Here is a 20424-nt window from a genome sequence, read left to right on the forward strand (position 1 = left end):
TTAACAATTAATTTTTCAAGCCCCATTTTTCCAGCAAAAAAGCATATGATACGGCTTCACCAGCCGTATCATATGCTTTAGATTGTTGACAAAATCCTAAAACGGTTTAAAGTTTTAGGATTTTGTCATCCTTTCAGCGTGATTGAAAACCTTTGCAGTCTAGGAAAGACGAGCATTGGAGCGGAGCGAATGTTGGAATTCGTGAGCACCGACGCGCAGGACTGACAACGAATGCGAGGGTTTGTCGACACGCTGAAGCATATGATACGGCTTCACCAGCCGCATCATATGCTTACAGTTTACGTGATAAAACGAGCTTTTCCATCCTGTTGGGCAATAAACGATCATCACAACGGTTCGCCGTTATTGGCGGACAGAGGGGATCGTAATCTCAGCAGACCGGCGAGGCCGGGTATACACGCGAGCTGCATGGTGCAGGCTCTTTTCTCATCTCATTCCCTTTCCGGCACCGCGGAGCGTCAAGCGGGTCGCCCGGAATCTGATCTTCAGCAGCTGGGGTCACAGGCGTTCCAAACTCCCCGTACAGGCTGTAGTATCCGCCGCGCTCCTTCCTCAAGGAGATATCGTTTCTTTCTGAAAGGCCATGCGCCCTCAGCCAATCCGGCTTTCCCGCTTGCGTTTGCATACCCTTTGACGGCAAGCTCCCTTCAGCGTTCACAGGCTCCACGTCTGGATCTTAAATACTTCTCCATTTAAAGTCCTCCCAAAGCAACTCCGCTTTTACAATCCCCCGAGCCAGCCAGTGAAAGAAACCGTAAATTGGCTGGTTATCATATTAAACAAATCGAAACCGCAAGCCGATCTTACGGTTTTCATTTAAACACTATACATATCGGGCCAAACGTTTTTTTTCCTCCACAAATCGATCGATGGCTTCTAATGTTCGTTTTGCCCCGCCGGATTCGCGAAAACTGTCTTTTATTTTGTGAATGCCTCGGGTATAGCTTTCAGTTGATAATACTTCGCTTACCGCTGCTTTCAATGATTCGGGGCTGACCTTGTCCTCAGCCAATGGATAACCGGCCCCAAGTTCTGCTAAACGCTTGGCGACGATGGGCTGGTCTTTGTCATGGGGAATGACGACAAGCGGCACTTCGAAATGAATCGCTTCGTTCACACTGTTCATCCCGCCGTGGGTGATAAAAGCATCTGCTTGTTTTAGCACTTCTAATTGGGGGACATAAGGAGAAATGATAAAGTGATCGGGCGCTTTTTTGAGCTGATGATGATCCGTTTTTTCTCCGGCGGCAATGACCACTTTGCCTTTAAAATCAGAAAATGCGTCAATGCAAGTATTGAAAAACGCTTCTTTATTGTCAAGAATCGTTCCCATCGAAATATACAGGACCCGCTCTCCTTCGAGCGCTTCAAACGGGAACCTATCCGAACTTTTCCGCTCCGGGAAGGTCGGGCCGACAAAGACGTATTGATCGCCGAACAGTTCGCTTTCCGGCTGAAAATAGCGGCTCGTGCAAACGATGTTCAATTCGGCGTCATTTCTCATAAACTGCACCGGGCTTTCCGGTTCTACGCCGTATTGCTCTTTGATCTCCCTCATTAGAACTTCAACTTCCGGGTCCCCTTGAGCGGCTTTGATCGGCCCGTGGGATTTCATAAATTCTTCATTGAATAAAAATGAGGCTGATGAAGAAATCCCCGGAACCCCCAAGTAATCCCGCACCAGCTTGCCTGCGCCGAACGTATCATAATAAACAAAATCAAATTCGATCTGATCTGCCAATTGCTTGACGATATGCAAAGTATCCTGGGCAATCTGAATAAAAAGTTTCAGCACTGAATCTTCACCTTTCAACATCCCCATTAAATCAGGCTGCAGATGGACATTGACGCCGATACCTTCAAGCCTTTCTTTGAATTTATCAGTTGTAATATAGTGAACATTGTCTCCTCTTTCCACAAATGCTTTTGCGATGCCGAGAGTCGGATTAACGTGCCCCTCTGCCGGAACATTGATCATTAAAACGTTTGCCATGTTCTTTCACTCCTTTCTCTATGAAAAATTTTACAAATAAAACCGGCTGCTGTCTTCCAACTAAAGTCTGAAAGTGCAGGGGCATTTAGCAGGAGGCATGCAGAACGGTTTTGTTCATCCGGGCAAACAGGGTAAAATGAATATGCGGGACATGCATCATTACATATCACAACCAAATCAAGAGAGGAGAATGAAAATGGACAGGATTCGCACAGGATTGTTAGGATACGGGTTGTCGGGATCGGTTTTTCATGCGCCTTTATTATCGGTTTTAAACGAGTTTGAGATAAGAAAAGTGATGACTTCGAAAAAAGAACAAGTCACGCAAGACTTGCCGGGGTCGGAAGCCGTCAGTTCAATCGAAGAAATTGCAGGTGATCCGGCCATCGACCTCGTGATCGTGACAACGCCGAGCGGACTTCATTTTGAAATGGCGAAAGAATGCCTTCTTGCCGGAAAGCATGTCGTCTTGGAAAAGCCGATGACGGCAACGGCTGAAGAAGCAGAAGAATTAATTGCGGCAGCCAAAGAAAAAGGCGTCCTCCTCAGCGTATACCACAACAGAAGATGGGACAACGACTTTTTGACAATCAAACAGCTGATCAAGGAAGGGCGCCTGGGAGAAGTAAACACGTTCCATGCCTCCTACGATCGCTTCCGGCCGAATGTCAGACAGCGCTGGAGAGAGCAAAAAGGCCCGGGCTCAGGTGCGCTCTATGATTTGGGATCACACTTGATTGATCAGGCGCTTCATTTATTCGGCATGCCAAACGGTGTGACAGCTCAAGTGACGTCTCAACGGGAACATGCCGAAACAGACGATTATTTCCATGTTGTGCTGCATTATAATAAACTCCAAGTGATTCTGCACTCAGGCTCGATCGTTCCGGAAAACGGCCCCCGCTATCAGGTTCACGGATCTAAGGGCAGCTTTATCAAATACGGCATCGATGGCCAGGAGGAAGCGCTCAGAGCCGGCAAAAAACCGAGCGGCAATGCTTGGGGAAGAGATACAGCCGAGTTCTACGGAAAGTTAACCGTGATCGACGGGGATGATGTCAAAAAAGAAACCGTGGAGACACTGCCAGGCTCTTACTTAACCTATTACAAGGAGATTGCATCAAGCATTCTTGAAGGCGGCAAACTGCCAGTCACCGCTGAGGAAGGCCTCTCCGTCATTCGGATCATCGAAGCCGCACAAAAAAGCAGCGAAACGAAAAAGACCGTTTTCATAAACGGATAAAGTAAAACCGCGGAGCACTTCCGCGGTTTTAGATTGTTGACAAAATCCTAAAACGAGTTTTAGGATTTTGTCATCCTTTCAGCGTGATTGAAAACCTTTGCAGTCTAGGAAGGTCGAGCATCGGAGCGGAGCGAATGTTGGAATTCGTGAGCACCGACGCGCAGACCTGACAACGAATGCGAGGGTTTGTCGACACGCTGAAACCGCGGAGCACTTCCGCGGTTTTTTTAAAATGTCCGCCCCAGTTCCTTCGCCCGGGCGATCGCATTTTTTTTGATTTCCTCTGCTTTATCAGGCTCTGCGTTATGTCCTTCTATAAATAAACCTTCAAATGATGGAACCCCGAAAAACTGCATCATGATGCTGATATAGCGGTGGCCCATTTCAAGATCGGCCGCCTGCCCTTCCGAATAGTAGCCGCCTCTCGCCTGGATGTGCAGCGCTTTTTTGTCCGTTAACAGCCCGATCGGACCTTGCTCCGTATATTTAAACGTTTTCCCTGCTACAGCAACCGCATCAAAATAGGCTTTCATCACCGGGGGAAAAGAGAAATTCCATAGCGGTGTGACAAATACATATTTGTCTGCTGCGACAAATTGTTCGCTCAGCTCATTCAGACGGCCGACCTTGGCTTTTTCATCCTCAGAAAGCTGATCAAAACCCGAACCCGACTGAAGCTTTCCCCACCCGCTGAAAACATCTGCATCAATTTGCGGAATGTTTTCCCGATAAAGATCGAGATGGATCACTTCATCATCCCGATGCGCCTCTTTGTAAGAATCAATAAATGCTTTTCCCGCCGCCATGCTGTAAGAGGCTCTTTCATCATGAGGGTGTGCTGTAATATAAAGAGTTTTCACCATTTCTGCAACCTGCCTTTCTTTTGTTGTTTGTTAGTATGAGAAACGTCCCGACAAATATTCAGAAAGCCGGAAAAAAGGCGATATCACTTCTAAATTTGTCTATTGCTAAATCATTTTTTTCGTATAAAATATATCATTCTTATTTCACATTAAAAGGAAGTATCAAAATGCTAAAAAACAAAAACGAGTATAAAAATTTGCCGCGCCTATGGTCTGAATTAGCTTATGCAGGAGAAAAACGGGTTCCCCAGCCAATCGATTCGACAGCAGGTTCATGGCCGACCTTTTTCTTAAAAAGGGATCAATTCGGCGATTTCCTGGATCCTGACGGATGTCCCATCGCTTTTGACATCCGTCACCCTGATACAATCGACTTTGAAGGTGAAGAGCTCGAAAATGTGAGGCAAATCTTAAAAAACCTCACTCCTGAACAAATTACGATGGCCGAATACTGGGGGTCGGGTCCTGCGACGAAGCAATGGACGCCAATCATTGACCGTCTGATTGATACGTACGATTTAACGCCTGCAAGAGCAGCCAGATTGCTCGCGAACGTCCAGGCTGCCATCAACGATACATTTGTTGTCGTCTGGTACTTCAAATACCGCTGGGAAATTCCGCGGCCGAATCAGCTTGATCAAAAGCTCCGCACCATCATTTGCACGCCCAAATTTCCCGCATACCCTTCAGGCCACGCCGGTATTTCCGGCTGTGCGGAAGTCGTTTTAAGCTATTATTTCCCGACTGAAGCGGTGAGATTGAGAGGGCTTGCTGAGGAAAACGCGATGTCAAGAGTGTACGGCGGTGTTCATTACAATGTAAATGGTGAAGGAGGCCTCAGACTGGGAAGGCAAATCGGCCGCATCATCGTCAACGAACTGAAAAACCAGCGTGATTCAGACATGGTCAGAATAGACATACCGGAATTAGCAGATCGCCAGGCGGACCTTCCTCCGCCGCCTTACAGACAAGTGATTCCGTTTCCAAGGGGACGCGAGTGCAGTTCATTGCTTGATCCGAGAGAGGATCCGTCCGCAAGATAAAAAAGAAGGGATAAAAGATGAGCTCTTTTATCCCTTTGTTGCGTTTTCTTCTTCATTCAATTTTTCAAGTCTCAGCCGAACGTCTTCTTCAGACAGGCCGTGCTCTTGTACATACAGATTTCGCGGATGAATCCGGCATTCATGAGTACAGCCGCGCAAATAGCGGTGTTCATTTTCTTCCGAGCACAAAATTTGCTTGTTGCATTCCGGATTGGCACAGTTGACATACCGTTCACACGGTTCATCTGTGAAATAATCCCTGCCGACAATGACGTGCTCTTTTTGATTGACAGGAACGCTGATTCTTTCATCAAAGACATAGCACTGACCGTCCCAAAGTTCACCTTGTACTTCAGGATCTTTTCCATAGGTAACGATCCCGCCGTGAAGCTGGGAAACATCTTCAAAGCCTTCTTTTTTCAGCCAGCCGGAAAATTTCTCACAGCGGATTCCGCCTGTACAGTATGTCAAAATTTTCTTTCCTTCAAGCTTTTCTTTGTTGCTGCGGATCCATTCAGGCAAATCGCGGAAAGCTTTAATATCAGGTCTGACCGCTCCGCGAAAATGGCCCAAATCATACTCGTAGTCATTCCGGGCATCCACGACAATCGTGTCTTCACTCCGCATGGCTTCATAGAATTCTTTTGGTTCGAGATAGTTTCCCGTTAGTTCATTCGGGTCAACATCATCTTCAAGACGAAGCGTTACAATCTCATCACGATGACGGACATGCATTTTTTTGAATGCGTGCTGTTCCGCCTCATCTATTTTAAACACCATATCCTCAAAACGGGGATCGTTTTTCATTTCGTTCATATATTGCTCCGTCTGTTCCACCGTTCCGGATACAGTCCCGTTTATTCCTTCACTTGCCACAAGGATGCGCCCCTTCAATCCTAAGTCTTTGCAGAATTGAAGATGATCTTGTGCAAACTGTTCAGAATTGTCGATATGAACATATTTATAGTACAACAATACTCTGTATTGATTTTTCATGTTATCCTAACCACCTATCTGTCACTTTCTTTATGCGAATTAAATTATGGAATTATAAACCATTTATATTATAAAAACCCTCAGTCATATTCAAACAAAACCTTGTCATCATTTCAATACAGCCGCTTGGATATTCCATCAATCAAATGTTAAAAATTCTATCACTTATCATGATTTTATGCAAGCAAACCAGCTTTGTATTAAAGGTTTTCTAATAGATTTGTGATAAATTCCCAAAACCCCGGGACATCTTGACATAGGAGCATGTCCGCTTTTTCACAAATTTTCATTTTCAGCTCTTGTTCAAGGTCATCCCTTTCTTGATAGGATGTGTTTCTTAATTTGTTCTTGATCATCGGTGTAAAGCTTTCCAGCAGTTTCTCAATATCTTCATTGTGCAGGTTCAATTTTATCTTTCCCCTTCCCCTTTAGAATTCAGCATATTTCTGATTTTTTCTATTGCCTTTTTGTGAATTTTGGAAATATTTTGTCTCGATTCGCCTAAAGAGTCAGCTATTTCCTGCATGGAAGCGCCATGAAGGTAGATTTGCGTCAGCACTTCCCTTTGTTTACGCGTCAATTGCAAAAACGCATCATAAACACTTTGATCCTGAAGATGCTTGCTTAAATCTTCCTCCCGGTTTAAATAATCGTCAAATGCATCCCCGCGAGGAGGCTCTGTGATATTTGAATTCCCGTCAACGATCAGCGGAAAGCGCTGCCGGTTTTTTCTTACTCTTTTATCAAAATCGACAGAAAATATCCGGATCATTGAGTTGACATATTTAATAATCCGGATATCTTTGTAAAATTGCTTAAACTCAAGATCAAGAAATTCTGCCTCCTCTGAATCCGGATGCTCCATGACATGACGAAAAAGCCGCTCACACCGGGGATCGCTTAAAAAATGCTTCACAAGCGGATGCTCTGTGATCTCCTTCATTTTCGAACGCAGCAAAGCTTGATCAATCATAAAAAACCGCCTCCTATTTATTTAAATGAAAGAAATGAAAAAAAAGTAAACTCATTTCTTTTATTAACATGCAAACATAAGTTCTATTTTAAAGAAAATAGTTCTTTGCTTACATTTTTCTTACTTTTGTCACTTATTAACATAGGAGGTGGTTTAGATGGACTCAGCATTCATTGAAGAAGCCGCAAAGCAAATCGGCAATATCGGCTTTCCGGCTGTCTTGTCTCTTTACCTTTTGACCCGGTTTGAAAAGAAAATTGATGAACTGATCGACTTAATGAAAGAAAAAAACGGCTCGGTTGATTGACATCCGCCCACGTTCTTTCACTTAACATGACAGAAGGGGAAAACGAAAGGCCTTTCAGCACTCCTTTCATTCTGAAGAAAGAGGGGATATTCACAATGGAAAAAAGCAAACAAATTCCAGAGCCGATCAGAGGAGAAAAAGGAGCGAAAACGAAAATTCCACACAATATTGAGCGCGATCGCCAAAATCCGGACATGCTCGCTCCGCCTGAAACAGATCACGGAACCGTATCAAACATGAAGTTTTCATTTTCCGATGTCCACAACCGCCTGGAAAACGGCGGATATGCCCGGGAAGTAACGGTTCGCGAACTGCCGATTTCAGATAAACTTGCATCAGTCAATATGAGGCTGAAGCCTGGCGCCATCAGAGAGCTGCACTGGCATAAGGAAGCCGAATGGGCTTATGTGATCTATGGATCGGCACGGATTACAGCTGTCGATCAAGACGGCAGAAATTTTATTGAGGATGTGAAGGCAGGCGATTTATGGTATTTTCCGTCAGGAATTCCGCATTCGCTCCAAGGACTCGAAGACGGCTGTGAATTTATACTCGTCTTTGACAACGGATCTTTCTCTGAAAACAGCACCTTCCAGGTGACGGATTGGCTGGCACATACGCCTGATGATGTTATTGCTGGAAACTTCGGCATATCAGAAGAAGTCATTGCATCTCTTCCTTCAAAAGAAAAATATATTTTCCAAAAAACAATTCCCGGACTGCTTGAGAAAGACAAAGTCGACAGCCCGAACGGAACGGTTCCGGAATCTTTCAGCTACAAATTGCTTGAACAGGAGCCGATTGTTTCAAACGGCGGCAAAGTATGGATTGCCGATTCCACGAACTTTAAAGCTTCGAAAACAATTGCTGCTGCCTTGGTGGAAGTGGAACCCGGCGGGATGAGGGAACTGCACTGGCATCCGAATACAGACGAGTGGCAGTACTACATTTCAGGAGAGGCGAAAATGACGGTCTTCGCGGCTGACGGACATGCGCGGACATTTGATTACCAGGCGGGCGATGTCGGCTATGCACCGTTTGCGATGGGGCACTATGTCCAAAATACAGGCGATACACCGCTGCGATTCCTTGAAATTTTCAAAGATGATCATTATGCAGATGTGTCTTTAAATCAATGGCTTGCGCTCGTTCCCGATGAGCTTGTCCGCGAACACCTTGATGTGGGCGATGAATTTATGCAAACGCTTTGCAAAGTGAAGCACCCGGTCGTTAAATTTGAAGAAAAATAGCCATCCAGGCTTGCAGAAAGCATATTTCTGCAGGCCTTCCGCTTTTGCATACATATCATGAGAGGAGCTGTCAGCACCATGAAACCATTCGCTGTATTCTGTTTATCGGTCATTTTCGTTTTTATTGCCCATTTTCTCGGCATCTCGATCTTATTTCACCTGCCGGGCGCGTTTTATCAGTCGGCCGGATCGCTGCTTCTTTTTACGATGCTGTATGTCGGTCTGTCTTTCTTGATTGAGCCGGCCGAAAAGCTGATTATATCTCGCCTCAAATTGATCAGCCTCAATAAATGGGCCGCTTTTTTTGCCGCCGAGATGACCACGATTCTATTTTTATGGACAGTCGTCTTTGCCGCGGATGAATTATTGGAGGATATTTTACTGACGACTTCGGCTGAAGTCCTGATTGCCGTTTCGTTTTTCGCAGTCGATAAATGGCTTTATCCGCAGCTGCAGAAGTTCAATACAATCAGCTAAATCATGTTATAAAGTTTTGCGGATGTCTCCCTTTTATTTCAATGAAACATGTTTGCCAACTTTATCATTTGCATGAATGTTATAAACTGGATGTACAAAGTGAAAAGGAGGTTTTCTCTAATGAAAAAAGTGAATTTCAGACAGGAAATGACCATCAAAGAAATCGGCGAACAGATGCAAAGCTATGTGACCGCTCATTGGAAAAAAACGCTCGACGATCATCAGGAAGCGTTTTTAAAAGCGTTTCCCGAAATGGAGGATGCGACTTATGGCCTTTACTTGGATAAACTGCTGCCGCCGGTATTTGAAAGCCTTGAACAATCCGGCTTCATAACGATTCAAGATCCGAGAAAAGGCGATTTTTTCATCGGAAAAGGTTTGAATTTTAGACACTCCATGGAAAAATGGGGAGCTGAAAACTGCCGCTCAAGGGTGTTTTGGGCGGTCATCGGTGATCAGCAGCAAAAGCCGATCGGCACACTGCTCTTTGATTTCTTCCACTCCCATGCCGGATTTGACGTACCTCTTGCCCCGCAGATTTACACGTTGGAAGAAACGGCGAGAGACCGGATTGTTGCCGCAGTGAAACAGATAAAGGAGACATAATACCAGCGCTTAAAGAAGGAAGTCCAGATTAGCTGCAATGGTTTTTGTAGTCACATTCACCGGCCAGGTTTTGCTCACGATCTTGAACAAAGAATGGCTTGCCTCGGCTTTCATCCTCAACTTCCTGATGTCGTTTACTGCCGTTTTGTTCTTAACAATCGGTGTAAAAAAATTAATCAAATGAGAGGCATAAGCTGCAGCCGCTGGGTCATCCAGCGGTTTTTTTATTACACTACATTATATGTTGCAACCAACCGCCCCGCCGATTCGTTATGTATAAGACCAAAATCATCCATAAGGGAGAAAATCATGAGGACATTTGAAATATTATTAACTCTACTGTCTTTTATCATGCTGTTTCAGCAAAAAATGCCGAGAAAGCTCGCGGCGGCGATTGGATTTGCAAGCATGGGCGTGTTGGCCGGACAGCTCTTTTTTGAAGGGTACAGATGGCAAATGTTTTTTGTCTATTTGATTTCCGCCGCCCTCGCTTTTACAGCAATCTTTGGAAAAAGGCTTCAGATCAGGATGTGGAAGCCGCTGAAATATGGTTTATATGTTCTCACATTCGCCATGCTGGCGATCTCCGCCTTCCTGTCTGTATACCTTCCTGTTTTTGATTTACCGAAGCCTGACGGCGCCTATTCGGTCGGGACGAAAACGTTTCATTTGGTCGACCGGGACAGAGAAGAAACGCTGACGAAAGATCCGCACGATAAAAGAGAACTGATGGTTCAGGTGTGGTACCCCGCACAACATACGAATGATCAGAAGCAGTCGCCCCTCTTCCCTGATGATCAAAACACATTTCATCGGTATATCGGGGCATTCGCCGCTGAATTCAATCTTCCGGCATTTGCTTTGGACTATTGGCGTTATATCAAAACCAACTCATACGAAAACGCCGAGATTTCGCCAACCGAAGACCGTTATCCGGTCGTCGTGATCAGCCACGGTTTCGGAACAAGCCGGCTGCTGCATGCTTCTCAGGCCGAGAATCTGGCAAGCCACGGATTTATCGCGGTGGCGATCGATCATACGTACAGCACGATGGCAACGGCTTTTCCCGACGGACGGGTGACAGGCTTAACAACTGAACAATATATGAACGGTGTTTCCGAAAATAGCCGTAAGCTGGGGAACATCTGGACGCAGGATGCCGGCTTTGTCATCAATCAATTAGAAAAACTGAATGACGGCGACTTTAAGGGGAAACTCGATATGAACAACATCGGTATGATGGGGCATTCATTTGGCGGTGCGACTGCTTTTAATGCCGCATATACGAATCAAAAAATCAAAGCCGGCATCAATATGGATGGTTCACTATATGATGTAGACGGCAAACAAGCGATTTCAAAGCCGTTTCTGTTTATGGAATCTAGCGACTTTCTAAAAATAAGGGACAAGGCGATGAGCGGCAACATTTCTGATGAAGAAATCAAAAATTCAGGTCTAACGAAAGAAGAGTTTAACAACATGATTGAGGAAAGAAAAAAGGAATACAAGATCATCGATCAAGCTTCAATGGTTTACATCAAAGGAGCGGCTCATTACAATTTCACAGACTTTCAGCTTTATTCAAAGCTTTTGCAGCAGATCGGCATGACGGGGAAAATCGATGGCGAACGAGGCGCAGACATCGTGAACCAGTATGTTGTGGATTTTTTCAACAAGCATTTAAAAGGAACCGGCGACGATTTGATCAGCAAGCCGAATCCGGCTTATCCCGAGGTGAAGTTTCCGAAGGAATAAAACTGAAAATCACGGGATGGGTGCCGCCAGTGAAAGTGGTGCCCTCTGCTAATATTTATAACGTCATTAGAAATACCTCATGCAATGACTTTCTGAACAAAAATGCAGCTAAGTGACCGAACGGGGACTTTTCTCGAGACGTGATACTGCATTTCTTTAACTGACAAAAACCACACTCATCAGTCCGCGGCGGCTTTCGCTTTTTTTAGAGTGATTCAAGTTTCTCCTTTGCTTTCAGCCATCACTCCTTCCCTTGCATGAATATCAAACAGGAAAAACAGCCTATTGCAAATGATTCTTTTTCATGGATGATCAGGGTTTATTCACCAATATGGAGATGATGCTTGAAAAGCTGGAAAAGTTAATATTATATGTCATTATCCTCTGATCGTTTTTTAATAATAGAGTAAACAAAAGAGAAAGGGATGAGAAAACAAACAAAGACCACACTTCCTATAATGAAGGCTTCACTGTTACTACTACTATCCGGACCGAACTTTGCCAAAAGTGCCAGAATAGTGCCAATCAAGGCAGAAAGGATAACAACTCTGTAATAGCCGCCCGGCCTTTTCTGTTCTTTTGCATTATCATACTCATCAACAGAAATTTTGAGATTCAGCCAACCTAAAACAACCATAGTAAGAATAAATAATAACCATAATGGGTTGTCTGTAGCTTCCATAACCCCTTCTGTTAGCATCTCATAAAGTAAAATTGCAAATATCCCTACCGTTTGAACAATAAAGGCAATCCGTATATTTTTCAAATGTTGTATTTGCAATCGTTCATCTTTAATCTTCTTCATGTAACTGCTCCTCCTTGCTCATCCAAAATATTTCATCCAACGACTTATTCACTGCATAACATATCTCTAAGCACAATTTTAGCGTGGGGTTATACTTACCTTTCTCAATCAAGCTAATCGTTTGCCGAGTGACACCCACTTTTTCCGCTAATTGTTGCTGTGTTAAGTCTACTTGAACACGAGCTAACTTCACTTTATTCTTCACCTATATGATTCCTCCTTAATTTAATTGTAACATATAAATTACATTATTCAATATATATATTACATAACGAATGCGAATTCTCAGGTAGCATTTAAAATATCTCGATGTAAATTTATACTTCATTAGGTCATGAAGTTCCACACGATTATCCGATTTATAATGATGAAATATCACATATATACCGGAACGTTTTCTACACGATAGCAGACAGCCGCGCATCAGCTGAAACCGTTTGAACTCATTCTATCCCCTTCCCCTCAGTTATTAAATGTAAATGATATTGATTAGGAATAATAACCTAAATCTAAAGATTCATTTTCATGGATTGACAGGATTTATTCACCAATTCCCTTCCGTAAAGTGGTAAACTCTTTACTGATCTGTCACTTTAGTATTATGAGGAGAATGTCATGAAGACTCTGGATGTTCAGGCGTTGCACAATGCAATTGATCAAACGCTGGAACAATTAAAACAACAATCAGACGAAATCGCCAAAGTCAAAAAAAGCGTTGACCGCATCACATCTCTTGATGACGCTTTAAAAGGAAAAGGCGGCGATGCGATTCGTAACTTTTATGAAGAATGTCACACCCCATTCTTGAAGTTCTTTGAATCTTTCATTGAGGAATACAGTTCCGCGCTAAAGAAAATGAAAAGTGCACTGAATTCCTTGGAACCGAATCACAATGGATTTATTTCGCAAACCTTTCTCGAACATGAGCTGGAACAAGGTTTAAATACTGCTGATCGAACAACGAAACATTTGGTGTCCAAAGCCAACGCCACAATCGCTAAAGTCAGCCATATTGTCGATTTGCCGGATTTGAATGACAACGATTTTCATGAACAGAATCGAAAAGCACTAAAAGAAATCAATCAGACAATTGAAAAGCTCCATACGTTTGACAGGGAGCAGACTAACGCTCTCAAAACCGCTGAACAAGACCTTGAGACGATGCAACAATACATTATAAGACTCGAAAAAATGTATACGTCAGGTCCAAGAATCGAGATTATGAACTATGAAAAAGGATCGATTTTAAAACCGGATGAGAATACAAACATCAATGGTCCGGTCAGTGGTTTTAATGAAGAGTTGGAAAATGCCGAGCCGTCTCCAATGGAGTTGATGCTTAAAAAGCTCAATAAAAATGAACGATCCCATGTGGATACAGTGTTTAGAGATGAGAATGAAAAAGAAATCAATCAAGCAATTCATGCGAACGATTTTGATTTGAATGTATTACAAGAAGAAGCTGCCAAACATCCGAAGGTTTATGGAGATATTCGGGTGATTGGTGGTAAACTGTATAATGTTAAGGGATGGAAAAAGGTCAAAACAGTTGATGTCGCGGATGAAGTGGTTCAAAATCCGGCAGATATTAAATATATCGGCGGCCGCTACCATGTGTATGAAAATGGCCAGATCGTCAGAGAGTACATCGTAAACGAAAAAGTGGAAATGGAAGTCGTTCATCGTATTCCAGACAGCAGAAGCCAAGGAAATGTTAAGCGCGATTTTGAAGGAACTTCTTTAGAACCAGTAAATGATATAGCTGACTTTGCCGGAAAAGAACTATCGGGCGGTAATGATGCGATTCGAGTCTTAACGGGCAGAGATCCTGACACAGATGAAAAGGTCTCCGGAATCGAGCGTGTCGCAGACGGAATTTCTTTAACACCTGTTGGAAGGTTACTGAAATACGGTAAAAAAGGATTCAAGTTATTTAAAGGTGAGGAATCGGCAAAGAAAGTTGCGAAGGTAGAAAAAGGTAAAAGTAATGGTAAAAAGATAGAGAGTGCAATTGAATTCGGAAAGAAAGGTTGGACTCTAAGCGAAGGCGGAGGAAAAATTGCTGGGAGAAAATATTCCCAACACGCTTTGGAAAGAATGGCACCTGATACTCCTGAAGTTAGAGCAACCTTGACTAGTAGAGCAATAAAAAAAGCCAAAGAGAAAGGATTTAAGCCACAAACAAAAGAGTACAATAATTTTGTAAAAAAATATATCGATCCAAGAAATATTCCACCGTCTGTCATTGAAGACGCGATAAAGAATTCGAAAAAGATGCCTGGAAATAAAAAAGGCACATTTATTCATGAAACAAAAGATGTCAAAGTGGTTTCAAATGAAAATGGAGACGTTATTACAGTAATACCAAAATAATAATTCGTTTAAGGGGTTAGTTAAATGTTTATAAAATACGATGAATATGATTTATTAGAACTTTTTGAGAGTGAGCCGGTAAGTATAGCAGATGAATTAGATGCTGGCGAATTAATATATACGTATAAAGATAATCAAAATTTCAAGTTGATTTTAACTATGGATGTTTATCAGCAAACATGTAGCCTAAGCATGACCTATAATGATTTCATAGTATTTTCAGGTGATTTTAAAGGTGTTACTAGTATAAAAAAAGTTGAAAATGCTATGATTATTTGCATTGAAGAGGAAGAGAGAATAAGAGTTAAATTCTCTATGCAAGTTGGAGTAGAGTTACTTTGAATTTATGATCTGTTGGAAACACGGTCCACAAGAAAAAGCAACAAAAAATTCATTTAAAAACTGTTACTTTTATTAAAGGCCCTTTTAGCAGAGGGCCATTTTTGCTACTTCTTTTTGATGATTCTCTAGATTAAATTTTAGCGGAGAGTAAAGCAGTATAAAAACAAGACAAGGATAAATTAGACAATCAAGAACCGACCATCTACTTTTGTAGATGGTTATTTATTTTTAGGTTTACCCTCCCCTACATATTCTTTCTAAACCGGGCTCCCTCTGTGCTGCCAATCGTCGATTCACTGAACCCATTTTACAGAGAACATAAAAAGTCACTAGATAAACTAGTGCCTAGTATAGTTTTCATATTTTCCCCAATTAAAATTTTATAACTTGAAATGATTTCAAATAATCTATGAATCTCATCAAGACCTCTCTTTATCTCTATGACTGAGTTGTAATCTGACACCTAAGTAAGTTATTGATTCTCCAAAAATAGCCCCAATAAATGCAATGACTCCTGCAATAATAGTTTCAGAATCAAAAAAAATTCTTTAACTAGGCCTGAATACAGGATAACACCCCCTAGTAATAAAGAAGAAAACTATGTCGTTATAAAAATTTCTTATAATTCCGCCTTACCTCCATATTACTATATCGGAGGTAAATAACAGCAGTCTACTTGTTGCGAAATTTGTCGAACAAAAACAATGCTTAATGTCTTTTCTTTCTTTTATATTGCCGTCTATGTTTAAGTTCTTTTTCCTTAACCTCAATATCAGAAATACACTCCATGATCAACATATGATAATACCTTGTTTTTTGATTATCCTTGTGTATAGATACATTAAAACGATTATACCTATAAGAAGAATAAAAATCCCCAAAGCTATAAATGAAAAAAAACTTCCTAATAATAAATCATTCAACTCTCTTTTTATTGGAGAATAAATTCCTGTTAATAGCTCATTTTGATCCTCAGAGCTCATTTTTTTAAATTTTTCGTCAGCAATTGTTGTATTTACTTTAGTGTTTATTGCTGAATTCAGTACTTGTGTACTAACAGTGGAATAGCAAACCATTAAAGTACACAATAATGTCAGAGCTGTAATTAGAACTGTAATAATAAAATTATAAAAAAAACTGGTATCCTTATTTGTCTCTATTTCAATATCATACCGTTCTTTTAATAACAATAAATCTGATTTTGTATGATCTTCTTTTCTTTTAATTTTTTCTTAAATTCATTTTGACCCTTTAAAGAATTTCCGAATCCCCCTTCTCTCTCTATTTTTTTCAAATAATTCATTACACTTTTTTCTTTTGCTAACTTCTCATTCAAAATCTATCACCAATGTGCTTATCGGCATAAAAATAAGCAAGTAAACATTTTGCAAAATTTGTCGAACGAATTTCTAGGTCTTAATGTTTACTTTATTTTAAAATCAATATTAAAGGGGGTATCTATATGTCAGATAAACTTCGACCAGGCGATAAATCACCTGCTTCAGGACAATACGAAGTTGTGGGGCCACGGGGAGGTACAAGAAACAGAGAAATTACTTCTGTAAAAGGAAAACCGTTACCTCCTACTCAAAACCCAAATGAAAGTTATAGGTTGGTTGATAGAACAAAACATAAAAAGAAATAATTAATTATGTGATATCAGGCTTATATAGCTGATATCTTTTTTTACTCACTCCTTACGCTAAACGTTTATTAAATTTGCGCCTTACACATACTCCGGGAGGAAGCCAAGCATTGTAGATGGCATGTCCAGAATACATACTGCTTACAATTCTCCCGATACCAAAGCCACAAGACTAGCGCGATCCAGTTCAGAATGTTCCTCCCATCTGGCTACATTCTTCATCGCCTTAATTTGAGTATCCTGCCCCCGATTATACCGTCGAACTCGCCTTATTCTTATTCCACAGCCTCAAACAAAATCAAAAAATAAAATTTACAAAAAACAAAAAAACCACCATCAATATGTATGGTGGAGACGGTGGGAGTCGAACCCACGTCCAGAAACGTCGATTGCTTCAGCGTCTACGAGCGTAGCCCTGCAAATTTGGTTTCGCTCATCTTCGTGCCTGCGGGCGGGCCCTCAGAGAGCTAGTCTGATGAATCTCTTCCTGCGCCCTCAGACGGGAGCGCAAGCGTAGCCTACTTCGTTATGGGCTCTTAACCGGCACATAGGCGATGCGGGCAAGAGCTCGCTGCGCTAATTAGGCAGCTAGTGCTAAGTTCTGGTTATTAGATTTGCCAGTTATATTTAGGTGCGTTTTTACGAGATCGCCTCTCGGCTCGCAACTCAAGCTCGATCCATCCCTGTCGAATCCGTAACGTCCCCTTATTAAAAGGAAGTCGGAAAAACTGGCTACATGATTATTATAACAAGATCACGCATCAATTCAAATGGTAATGTCTGTGATCACGTTTATATAGAATAACATGGGTGACCGCGTTAGATCAAGCCTTTTTGCCGGTCGCGAAACGCTCTTTCAATTTCGCGTTTGGCATCTTTGCGCTTCAAGTCTTCCCGCTTATCAAACTTCTTCTTCCCTTTTCCAAGGCCGAGAAGCACTTTGGCAAAACCGTTTTTCAAATAAAGCTTGATCGGTACGAGCGAATATCCCTGCTCTTTTGTCAGACCGATCAGCTTGTTGATCTGCTTGCGGTGCATCAACAGCTTTCTCGTCCGCAAAGGGTCATGGTTGTACCGGTTTCCTTGTTCATACGGACTGATGTGCATATTGTGGAGGAACAATTCTCCACGCTCAATTTTGGCGAATGCGTCCTTTAAATTGACGCGTCCGGCGCGGATGGATTTGATTTCGGTTCCTTGAAGCACAATGCCTGTTTCATATGTTTCTTCTATAAAATAATCGTGGTTTGCTTTTTTATTTTGGGAAACAACCTTCCCTTCTCCCTTTGGCATACGGCAACCTCCTCCCGCCTGAACTCTTTCCTTACGAAAAGGCGGCGAATACGTATTATTCTACCAAATGAACGGCTGTCTTACAATTTCGCCGCCTTTTTTATGAAGTGTGCCGCTTATTTTTTCTTTTTCCGCTTCTGCTTCGGTGCATTTTGAAAACCGCGTTTTTTCTTTACTTTTTTCTTTTTCGGCCGGGTGAACCATTCCCCTTTGTCAGCAGCAGATGGAGCCTTTTCCGAATCCTTTTTGGAATCTTTTTTCTGCTTGGCTTCAAGTTTCGGTCTGCGGCGCGATCCTTTCATTCCGACTATTTCAAAGTCGATGTTCCGCTCATCTTTATTGACATCAACGACGCGGACCGTGATCTCATCGCCGATCCGGTAGACGTTGCCCGTTCTCTCGCCGATCATGGCGTAATGCTGTTCATCATAGCGGTAGAAATCATCCGTCATAAAGCTGACATGGACAAGTCCTTCGATCGTATTCGGAAGTTCTACAAACATACCGAAGTTCGTCACAGAGCTGATCATACCGTCAAATTCTTCGCCGATCTTATCCATCATATATTCCGTTTTTTTCAAGTCGTCTGTTTCCCGCTCAGCGTCTACGGCAGTGCGTTCCCGATTCGAAGTATGCTCGGCGATATCCGGCAGATTCTCCGCCCATTTCTCTCTTGTCGCTTCATCTGTCTTGCCATTAATCAAATAGGTCCTGATCAGCCTGTGGACAATTAAGTCAGGGTAGCGGCGAATCGGCGACGTGAAATGCGTGTAAAATTCAGTCGACAAACCGAAATGTCCGAGGCTTTGCGGATCATATTTCGCCTGTTTCATCGATCTGAGCATCACCGTTGAAATGACAGCTTCCTCCGGACGGTCCCTCACTTCATCAAGCACGCTCTGCAGCGCTTTCGGGTGGATGCTTCCCGCCGTCCCTTTGACAACATAGCCAAATGTGGCGACAAACTCCAAGAACCTCTGCAATTTTTCCTGGTTCGGATCTTCGTGAATCCGGTAAATAAACGGAACGTTCATCCAATGAAAGTGCTCGGCGACCGTTTCATTGGCCACTAGCATAAATTCTTCAATCAGCTTTTCCGCTGTCGACCGTTCTCTAAGGACAACATCTTTAGCTGTGCCTTCCTCATCGACAAGGACCTTGGCTTCCTTAAAGTCAAAATCGACTGCTCCGCGGCTCATCCGCTTTTCGCGTAATATGGCGGCAAGCTCCTCCATATCTTGAAACATCGGGACAAGCGCTTCATACTTTTGCTTCAGCTCTTCATCATCTTCGACAAGGATTTTGTTGACGTCTGAATAGGTCATCCGCTCAGTCGTTTTAATGACGCTTTGGAAAATTTCATGCTCGACAACCTGACCTTGGCTGTTGATCATCATCTCGCAAGACATCGTCAGGCGGTCAACTTTCGGATTTAACGAGCAGATCCCGTTGGACAGTCTGTGCGGAATCATCGGGATGACGCGGTCGACCAAATAGACGCTCGTTCCCCTTTCGAATGCTTCCTTATCAATCGGAGACCCTTCTGTTACATAGTGGCTCACATCGGCAATGTGAACACCAAGCTTATAATGCCCGTTCTTCAGCTTTGTGACAGTAACAGCATCGTCCAAATCTTTGGCATCTGCGCCGTCAATCGTGACAATCGTTTGATTACGCAAATCCCGTCTGCCCCTGAAATCTTTCTCATCGATTGTGTCCGGTGTGGCGACAGCCTGTTCCATCGCCTCTTCCGGAAATTCTCCGGGCAGGCCGTGTTTATGGATGATCGAGAGGATGTCAATGCCCGGGTCATTTTTATGGCCGAGAATTTCAACGACTTCCCCTTCCGCACTCATCCGCCCTTCAGGATAGCTTGTCAAACGGACGACGACTTTATGGCCCTCGACAGCGCCGTTTTTGGCGTGTTTCGGGATAAAGATGTCGTTTGTTATTTTTTTATCATCGGGAATGACAAAGCCGAAGTTTTTCGTCTCCGTATACGTTCCGACAATTTTCTGGATGTTCCGTTCAATGATGCGGATGACAGATCCTTCTTTTCTTGTACCGCCTGTCTCTGTGTTCAGGCGGACGAGGACAGTATCACCGTTCATCGCCGTGCCCAGCTCAGACGGCGGAATGAAGACATCGTCAAGCGCGGAATCTTCAGGCAGAAGAAACGCGAACCCTTTGGCGTGCGCCGACACCTTTCCTTTAATTAAATTCATCTTTTCCGGCAATCCGTACCGGTTGCTTCTCGTTCTGACGACAAGTCCTTTATCTTCAAGGCTCACCAAAGCCTTGACAAGCTCTTTGTATTCATCTGAATCCGTAATTTGAAGCATCTCTTCCAGTTCTTGAACTGTAAGAGGCTTATACGCTTCTTCCTTCATAAAAGAAAGAAGCTTATCCATAAATTCTTCTTTTTCCACTAACCAGACC

At 42.9% G+C, this 20424-nt stretch carries 21 protein-coding genes and 1 other RNA gene; 10 read left to right on the forward strand and 12 right to left on the reverse strand.

All coding sequences use genetic code 11. The features are described from left to right. Positions 1 to 391 precede the first annotated feature (391 nt). Together RBH91_RS18735 and RBH91_RS18740 are read right to left on the reverse strand one after the other, a co-directional pair. On the reverse strand, positions 392 to 688 hold the full coding sequence (locus tag RBH91_RS18735) for a hypothetical protein (RefSeq protein ID WP_307892510.1): 297 nt from the start codon (positions 686 to 688) through the stop codon (positions 392 to 394). Between the two features lie 156 nt (positions 689 to 844). Then, complete coding sequence (locus tag RBH91_RS18740; RefSeq protein WP_307892511.1) at positions 845 to 2014, reverse strand: macrolide family glycosyltransferase; 1170 nt, start codon at positions 2012 to 2014, stop codon at positions 845 to 847. Between the two features lie 196 nt (positions 2015 to 2210). Here RBH91_RS18740 and RBH91_RS18745 point away from each other — a divergent pair, with 196 nt between their 5' ends. Then, the gene (locus RBH91_RS18745; protein WP_307892512.1) at positions 2211 to 3257 is read left to right on the forward strand and encodes an oxidoreductase; all 1047 of its coding nucleotides are present in this window, start codon (positions 2211 to 2213) and stop codon (positions 3255 to 3257) included. A 227-nt stretch (positions 3258 to 3484) separates the two neighbouring features. Here RBH91_RS18745 and RBH91_RS18750 read toward each other — a convergent pair whose 3' ends face one another. Continuing rightward, the gene (locus RBH91_RS18750) at positions 3485 to 4120 is read right to left on the reverse strand and encodes an FMN-dependent NADH-azoreductase (protein WP_076760827.1); all 636 of its coding nucleotides are present in this window, start codon (positions 4118 to 4120) and stop codon (positions 3485 to 3487) included. A 167-nt stretch (positions 4121 to 4287) separates the two neighbouring features. Here RBH91_RS18750 and RBH91_RS18755 point away from each other — a divergent pair, with 167 nt between their 5' ends. Beyond that, on the forward strand, positions 4288 to 5163 hold the full coding sequence (locus RBH91_RS18755) for a vanadium-dependent haloperoxidase (protein WP_307892513.1): 876 nt from the start codon (positions 4288 to 4290) through the stop codon (positions 5161 to 5163). A 27-nt stretch (positions 5164 to 5190) separates the two neighbouring features. Here RBH91_RS18755 and trhO read toward each other — a convergent pair whose 3' ends face one another. The 3 genes from trhO to RBH91_RS18770 all read right to left on the reverse strand — a co-directional run bounded on the left by trhO (position 5191) and on the right by RBH91_RS18770 (position 7132). Then, positions 5191 to 6159, reverse strand: a complete 969-nt coding sequence (trhO, locus tag RBH91_RS18760) for an oxygen-dependent tRNA uridine(34) hydroxylase TrhO (protein WP_076760829.1) — start codon at positions 6157 to 6159, stop codon at positions 5191 to 5193. A 200-nt stretch (positions 6160 to 6359) separates the two neighbouring features. Further along, on the reverse strand, positions 6360 to 6566 hold the full coding sequence (gene rsoA / locus RBH91_RS18765) for a sigma-O factor regulator RsoA (protein ID WP_076760830.1): 207 nt from the start codon (positions 6564 to 6566) through the stop codon (positions 6360 to 6362). Positions 6567 to 6568: 2 nt separating this feature from the next. Further along, positions 6569 to 7132 (reverse strand): sigma-70 family RNA polymerase sigma factor, encoded by a 564-nt coding sequence (locus RBH91_RS18770; protein ID WP_307892514.1) that lies wholly within the window; start codon positions 7130 to 7132, stop codon positions 6569 to 6571. Between the two features lie 157 nt (positions 7133 to 7289). On the opposite strand from RBH91_RS18770, the gene RBH91_RS18775 reads away from it, so the two are divergent. From RBH91_RS18775 to RBH91_RS18795, 5 genes are all read left to right on the forward strand, one after another. Further along, on the forward strand, positions 7290 to 7439 hold the full coding sequence (locus tag RBH91_RS18775; protein WP_076760832.1) for a YvrJ family protein: 150 nt from the start codon (positions 7290 to 7292) through the stop codon (positions 7437 to 7439). A 95-nt stretch (positions 7440 to 7534) separates the two neighbouring features. Then, complete coding sequence (locus RBH91_RS18780) at positions 7535 to 8689, forward strand: oxalate decarboxylase family bicupin (protein ID WP_307892515.1); 1155 nt, start codon at positions 7535 to 7537, stop codon at positions 8687 to 8689. A gap of 78 nt (positions 8690 to 8767) precedes the next feature. Further along, positions 8768 to 9166 (forward strand): YrvL family regulatory protein, encoded by a 399-nt coding sequence (locus RBH91_RS18785; RefSeq protein WP_307892516.1) that lies wholly within the window; start codon positions 8768 to 8770, stop codon positions 9164 to 9166. 120 nt (positions 9167 to 9286) lie between these two features. Beyond that, complete coding sequence (locus RBH91_RS18790) at positions 9287 to 9772, forward strand: DUF6022 family protein (protein ID WP_307892517.1); 486 nt, start codon at positions 9287 to 9289, stop codon at positions 9770 to 9772. A gap of 309 nt (positions 9773 to 10081) precedes the next feature. Next, entirely contained in the window at positions 10082 to 11527 is a 1446-nt protein-coding gene (locus RBH91_RS18795) for an alpha/beta hydrolase family protein (RefSeq protein WP_307892518.1), read from the forward strand. A gap of 367 nt (positions 11528 to 11894) precedes the next feature. On the opposite strand, the gene RBH91_RS18800 is transcribed toward RBH91_RS18795, so the two are convergent. Continuing rightward, positions 11895 to 12332: a hypothetical protein gene (locus RBH91_RS18800; RefSeq protein WP_307892519.1), complete on the reverse strand. Its 438-nt coding sequence runs from the start codon at positions 12330 to 12332 to the stop codon at positions 11895 to 11897. Then, positions 12319 to 12537 (reverse strand): helix-turn-helix transcriptional regulator, encoded by a 219-nt coding sequence (locus RBH91_RS18805; protein WP_307892520.1) that lies wholly within the window; start codon positions 12535 to 12537, stop codon positions 12319 to 12321. Before RBH91_RS18805 ends, RBH91_RS18800 begins: the two co-directional genes overlap by 14 nt. Before the next feature lie 410 nt (positions 12538 to 12947). Between RBH91_RS18805 and RBH91_RS18810 the strand changes: the two genes are divergently transcribed. After that, on the forward strand, positions 12948 to 14705 hold the full coding sequence (locus tag RBH91_RS18810; RefSeq protein ID WP_307892521.1) for a T7SS effector LXG polymorphic toxin: 1758 nt from the start codon (positions 12948 to 12950) through the stop codon (positions 14703 to 14705). 24 nt (positions 14706 to 14729) lie between these two features. Beyond that, a complete protein-coding gene (locus RBH91_RS18815; protein WP_307892522.1) occupies positions 14730 to 15047 on the forward strand; it encodes a hypothetical protein in 318 nt (105 codons plus the stop codon). Positions 15048 to 16227: 1180 nt separating this feature from the next. Here the strand turns inward: RBH91_RS18815 and RBH91_RS18820 are convergent. Continuing rightward, complete coding sequence (locus tag RBH91_RS18820) at positions 16228 to 16383, reverse strand: hypothetical protein (RefSeq protein ID WP_307892523.1); 156 nt, start codon at positions 16381 to 16383, stop codon at positions 16228 to 16230. A 126-nt stretch (positions 16384 to 16509) separates the two neighbouring features. Here RBH91_RS18820 and RBH91_RS18825 point away from each other — a divergent pair, with 126 nt between their 5' ends. Further along, on the forward strand, positions 16510 to 16692 hold the full coding sequence (locus RBH91_RS18825; protein ID WP_307892524.1) for a YjzC family protein: 183 nt from the start codon (positions 16510 to 16512) through the stop codon (positions 16690 to 16692). A 346-nt stretch (positions 16693 to 17038) separates the two neighbouring features. On the opposite strand, the gene ssrA is transcribed toward RBH91_RS18825, so the two are convergent. The 3 genes from ssrA to rnr form a co-directional block, all read right to left on the reverse strand. Beyond that, positions 17039 to 17397: a transfer-messenger RNA gene (gene ssrA / locus RBH91_RS18830) on the reverse strand. Between the two features lie 114 nt (positions 17398 to 17511). After that, positions 17512 to 17985: an SsrA-binding protein SmpB gene (smpB, locus tag RBH91_RS18835; RefSeq protein WP_307892525.1), complete on the reverse strand. Its 474-nt coding sequence runs from the start codon at positions 17983 to 17985 to the stop codon at positions 17512 to 17514. 116 nt (positions 17986 to 18101) lie between these two features. Next, entirely contained in the window at positions 18102 to 20414 is a 2313-nt protein-coding gene (gene rnr / locus RBH91_RS18840) for a ribonuclease R (RefSeq protein WP_307892526.1), read from the reverse strand. Positions 20415 to 20424: the final 10 nt, after the last annotated feature.

The sequence above is a fragment of the Bacillus swezeyi genome, assembly GCF_030908325.1.
Classification (GTDB): Bacteria; Bacillota; Bacilli; order Bacillales; family Bacillaceae; genus Bacillus; species Bacillus swezeyi.

Coding starts and splice junctions, on each gene's coding strand:
- RBH91_RS18740 (WP_307892511.1), bottom strand. CDS start 2,014: ATGGCAAACGTTTTAATGATCAATGTTCCGGCAGAGGGGCACGTTAAT.
- RBH91_RS18745 (WP_307892512.1), top strand. CDS start 2,211: ATGGACAGGATTCGCACAGGATTGTTAGGATACGGGTTGTCGGGATCG.
- RBH91_RS18750 (WP_076760827.1), bottom strand. CDS start 4,120: ATGGTGAAAACTCTTTATATTACAGCACACCCTCATGATGAAAGAGCC.
- RBH91_RS18755 (WP_307892513.1), top strand. CDS start 4,288: ATGCTAAAAAACAAAAACGAGTATAAAAATTTGCCGCGCCTATGGTCT.
- trhO (WP_076760829.1), bottom strand. CDS start 6,159: ATGAAAAATCAATACAGAGTATTGTTGTACTATAAATATGTTCATATC.
- RBH91_RS18770 (WP_307892514.1), bottom strand. CDS start 7,132: ATGATTGATCAAGCTTTGCTGCGTTCGAAAATGAAGGAGATCACAGAG.
- RBH91_RS18775 (WP_076760832.1), top strand. CDS start 7,290: ATGGACTCAGCATTCATTGAAGAAGCCGCAAAGCAAATCGGCAATATC.
- RBH91_RS18780 (WP_307892515.1), top strand. CDS start 7,535: ATGGAAAAAAGCAAACAAATTCCAGAGCCGATCAGAGGAGAAAAAGGA.
- RBH91_RS18785 (WP_307892516.1), top strand. CDS start 8,768: ATGAAACCATTCGCTGTATTCTGTTTATCGGTCATTTTCGTTTTTATT.
- RBH91_RS18790 (WP_307892517.1), top strand. CDS start 9,287: ATGAAAAAAGTGAATTTCAGACAGGAAATGACCATCAAAGAAATCGGC.
- RBH91_RS18795 (WP_307892518.1), top strand. CDS start 10,082: ATGAGGACATTTGAAATATTATTAACTCTACTGTCTTTTATCATGCTG.
- RBH91_RS18800 (WP_307892519.1), bottom strand. CDS start 12,332: ATGAAGAAGATTAAAGATGAACGATTGCAAATACAACATTTGAAAAAT.
- RBH91_RS18810 (WP_307892521.1), top strand. CDS start 12,948: ATGAAGACTCTGGATGTTCAGGCGTTGCACAATGCAATTGATCAAACG.
- RBH91_RS18815 (WP_307892522.1), top strand. CDS start 14,730: ATGTTTATAAAATACGATGAATATGATTTATTAGAACTTTTTGAGAGT.
- RBH91_RS18825 (WP_307892524.1), top strand. CDS start 16,510: ATGTCAGATAAACTTCGACCAGGCGATAAATCACCTGCTTCAGGACAA.
- smpB (WP_307892525.1), bottom strand. CDS start 17,985: ATGCCAAAGGGAGAAGGGAAGGTTGTTTCCCAAAATAAAAAAGCAAAC.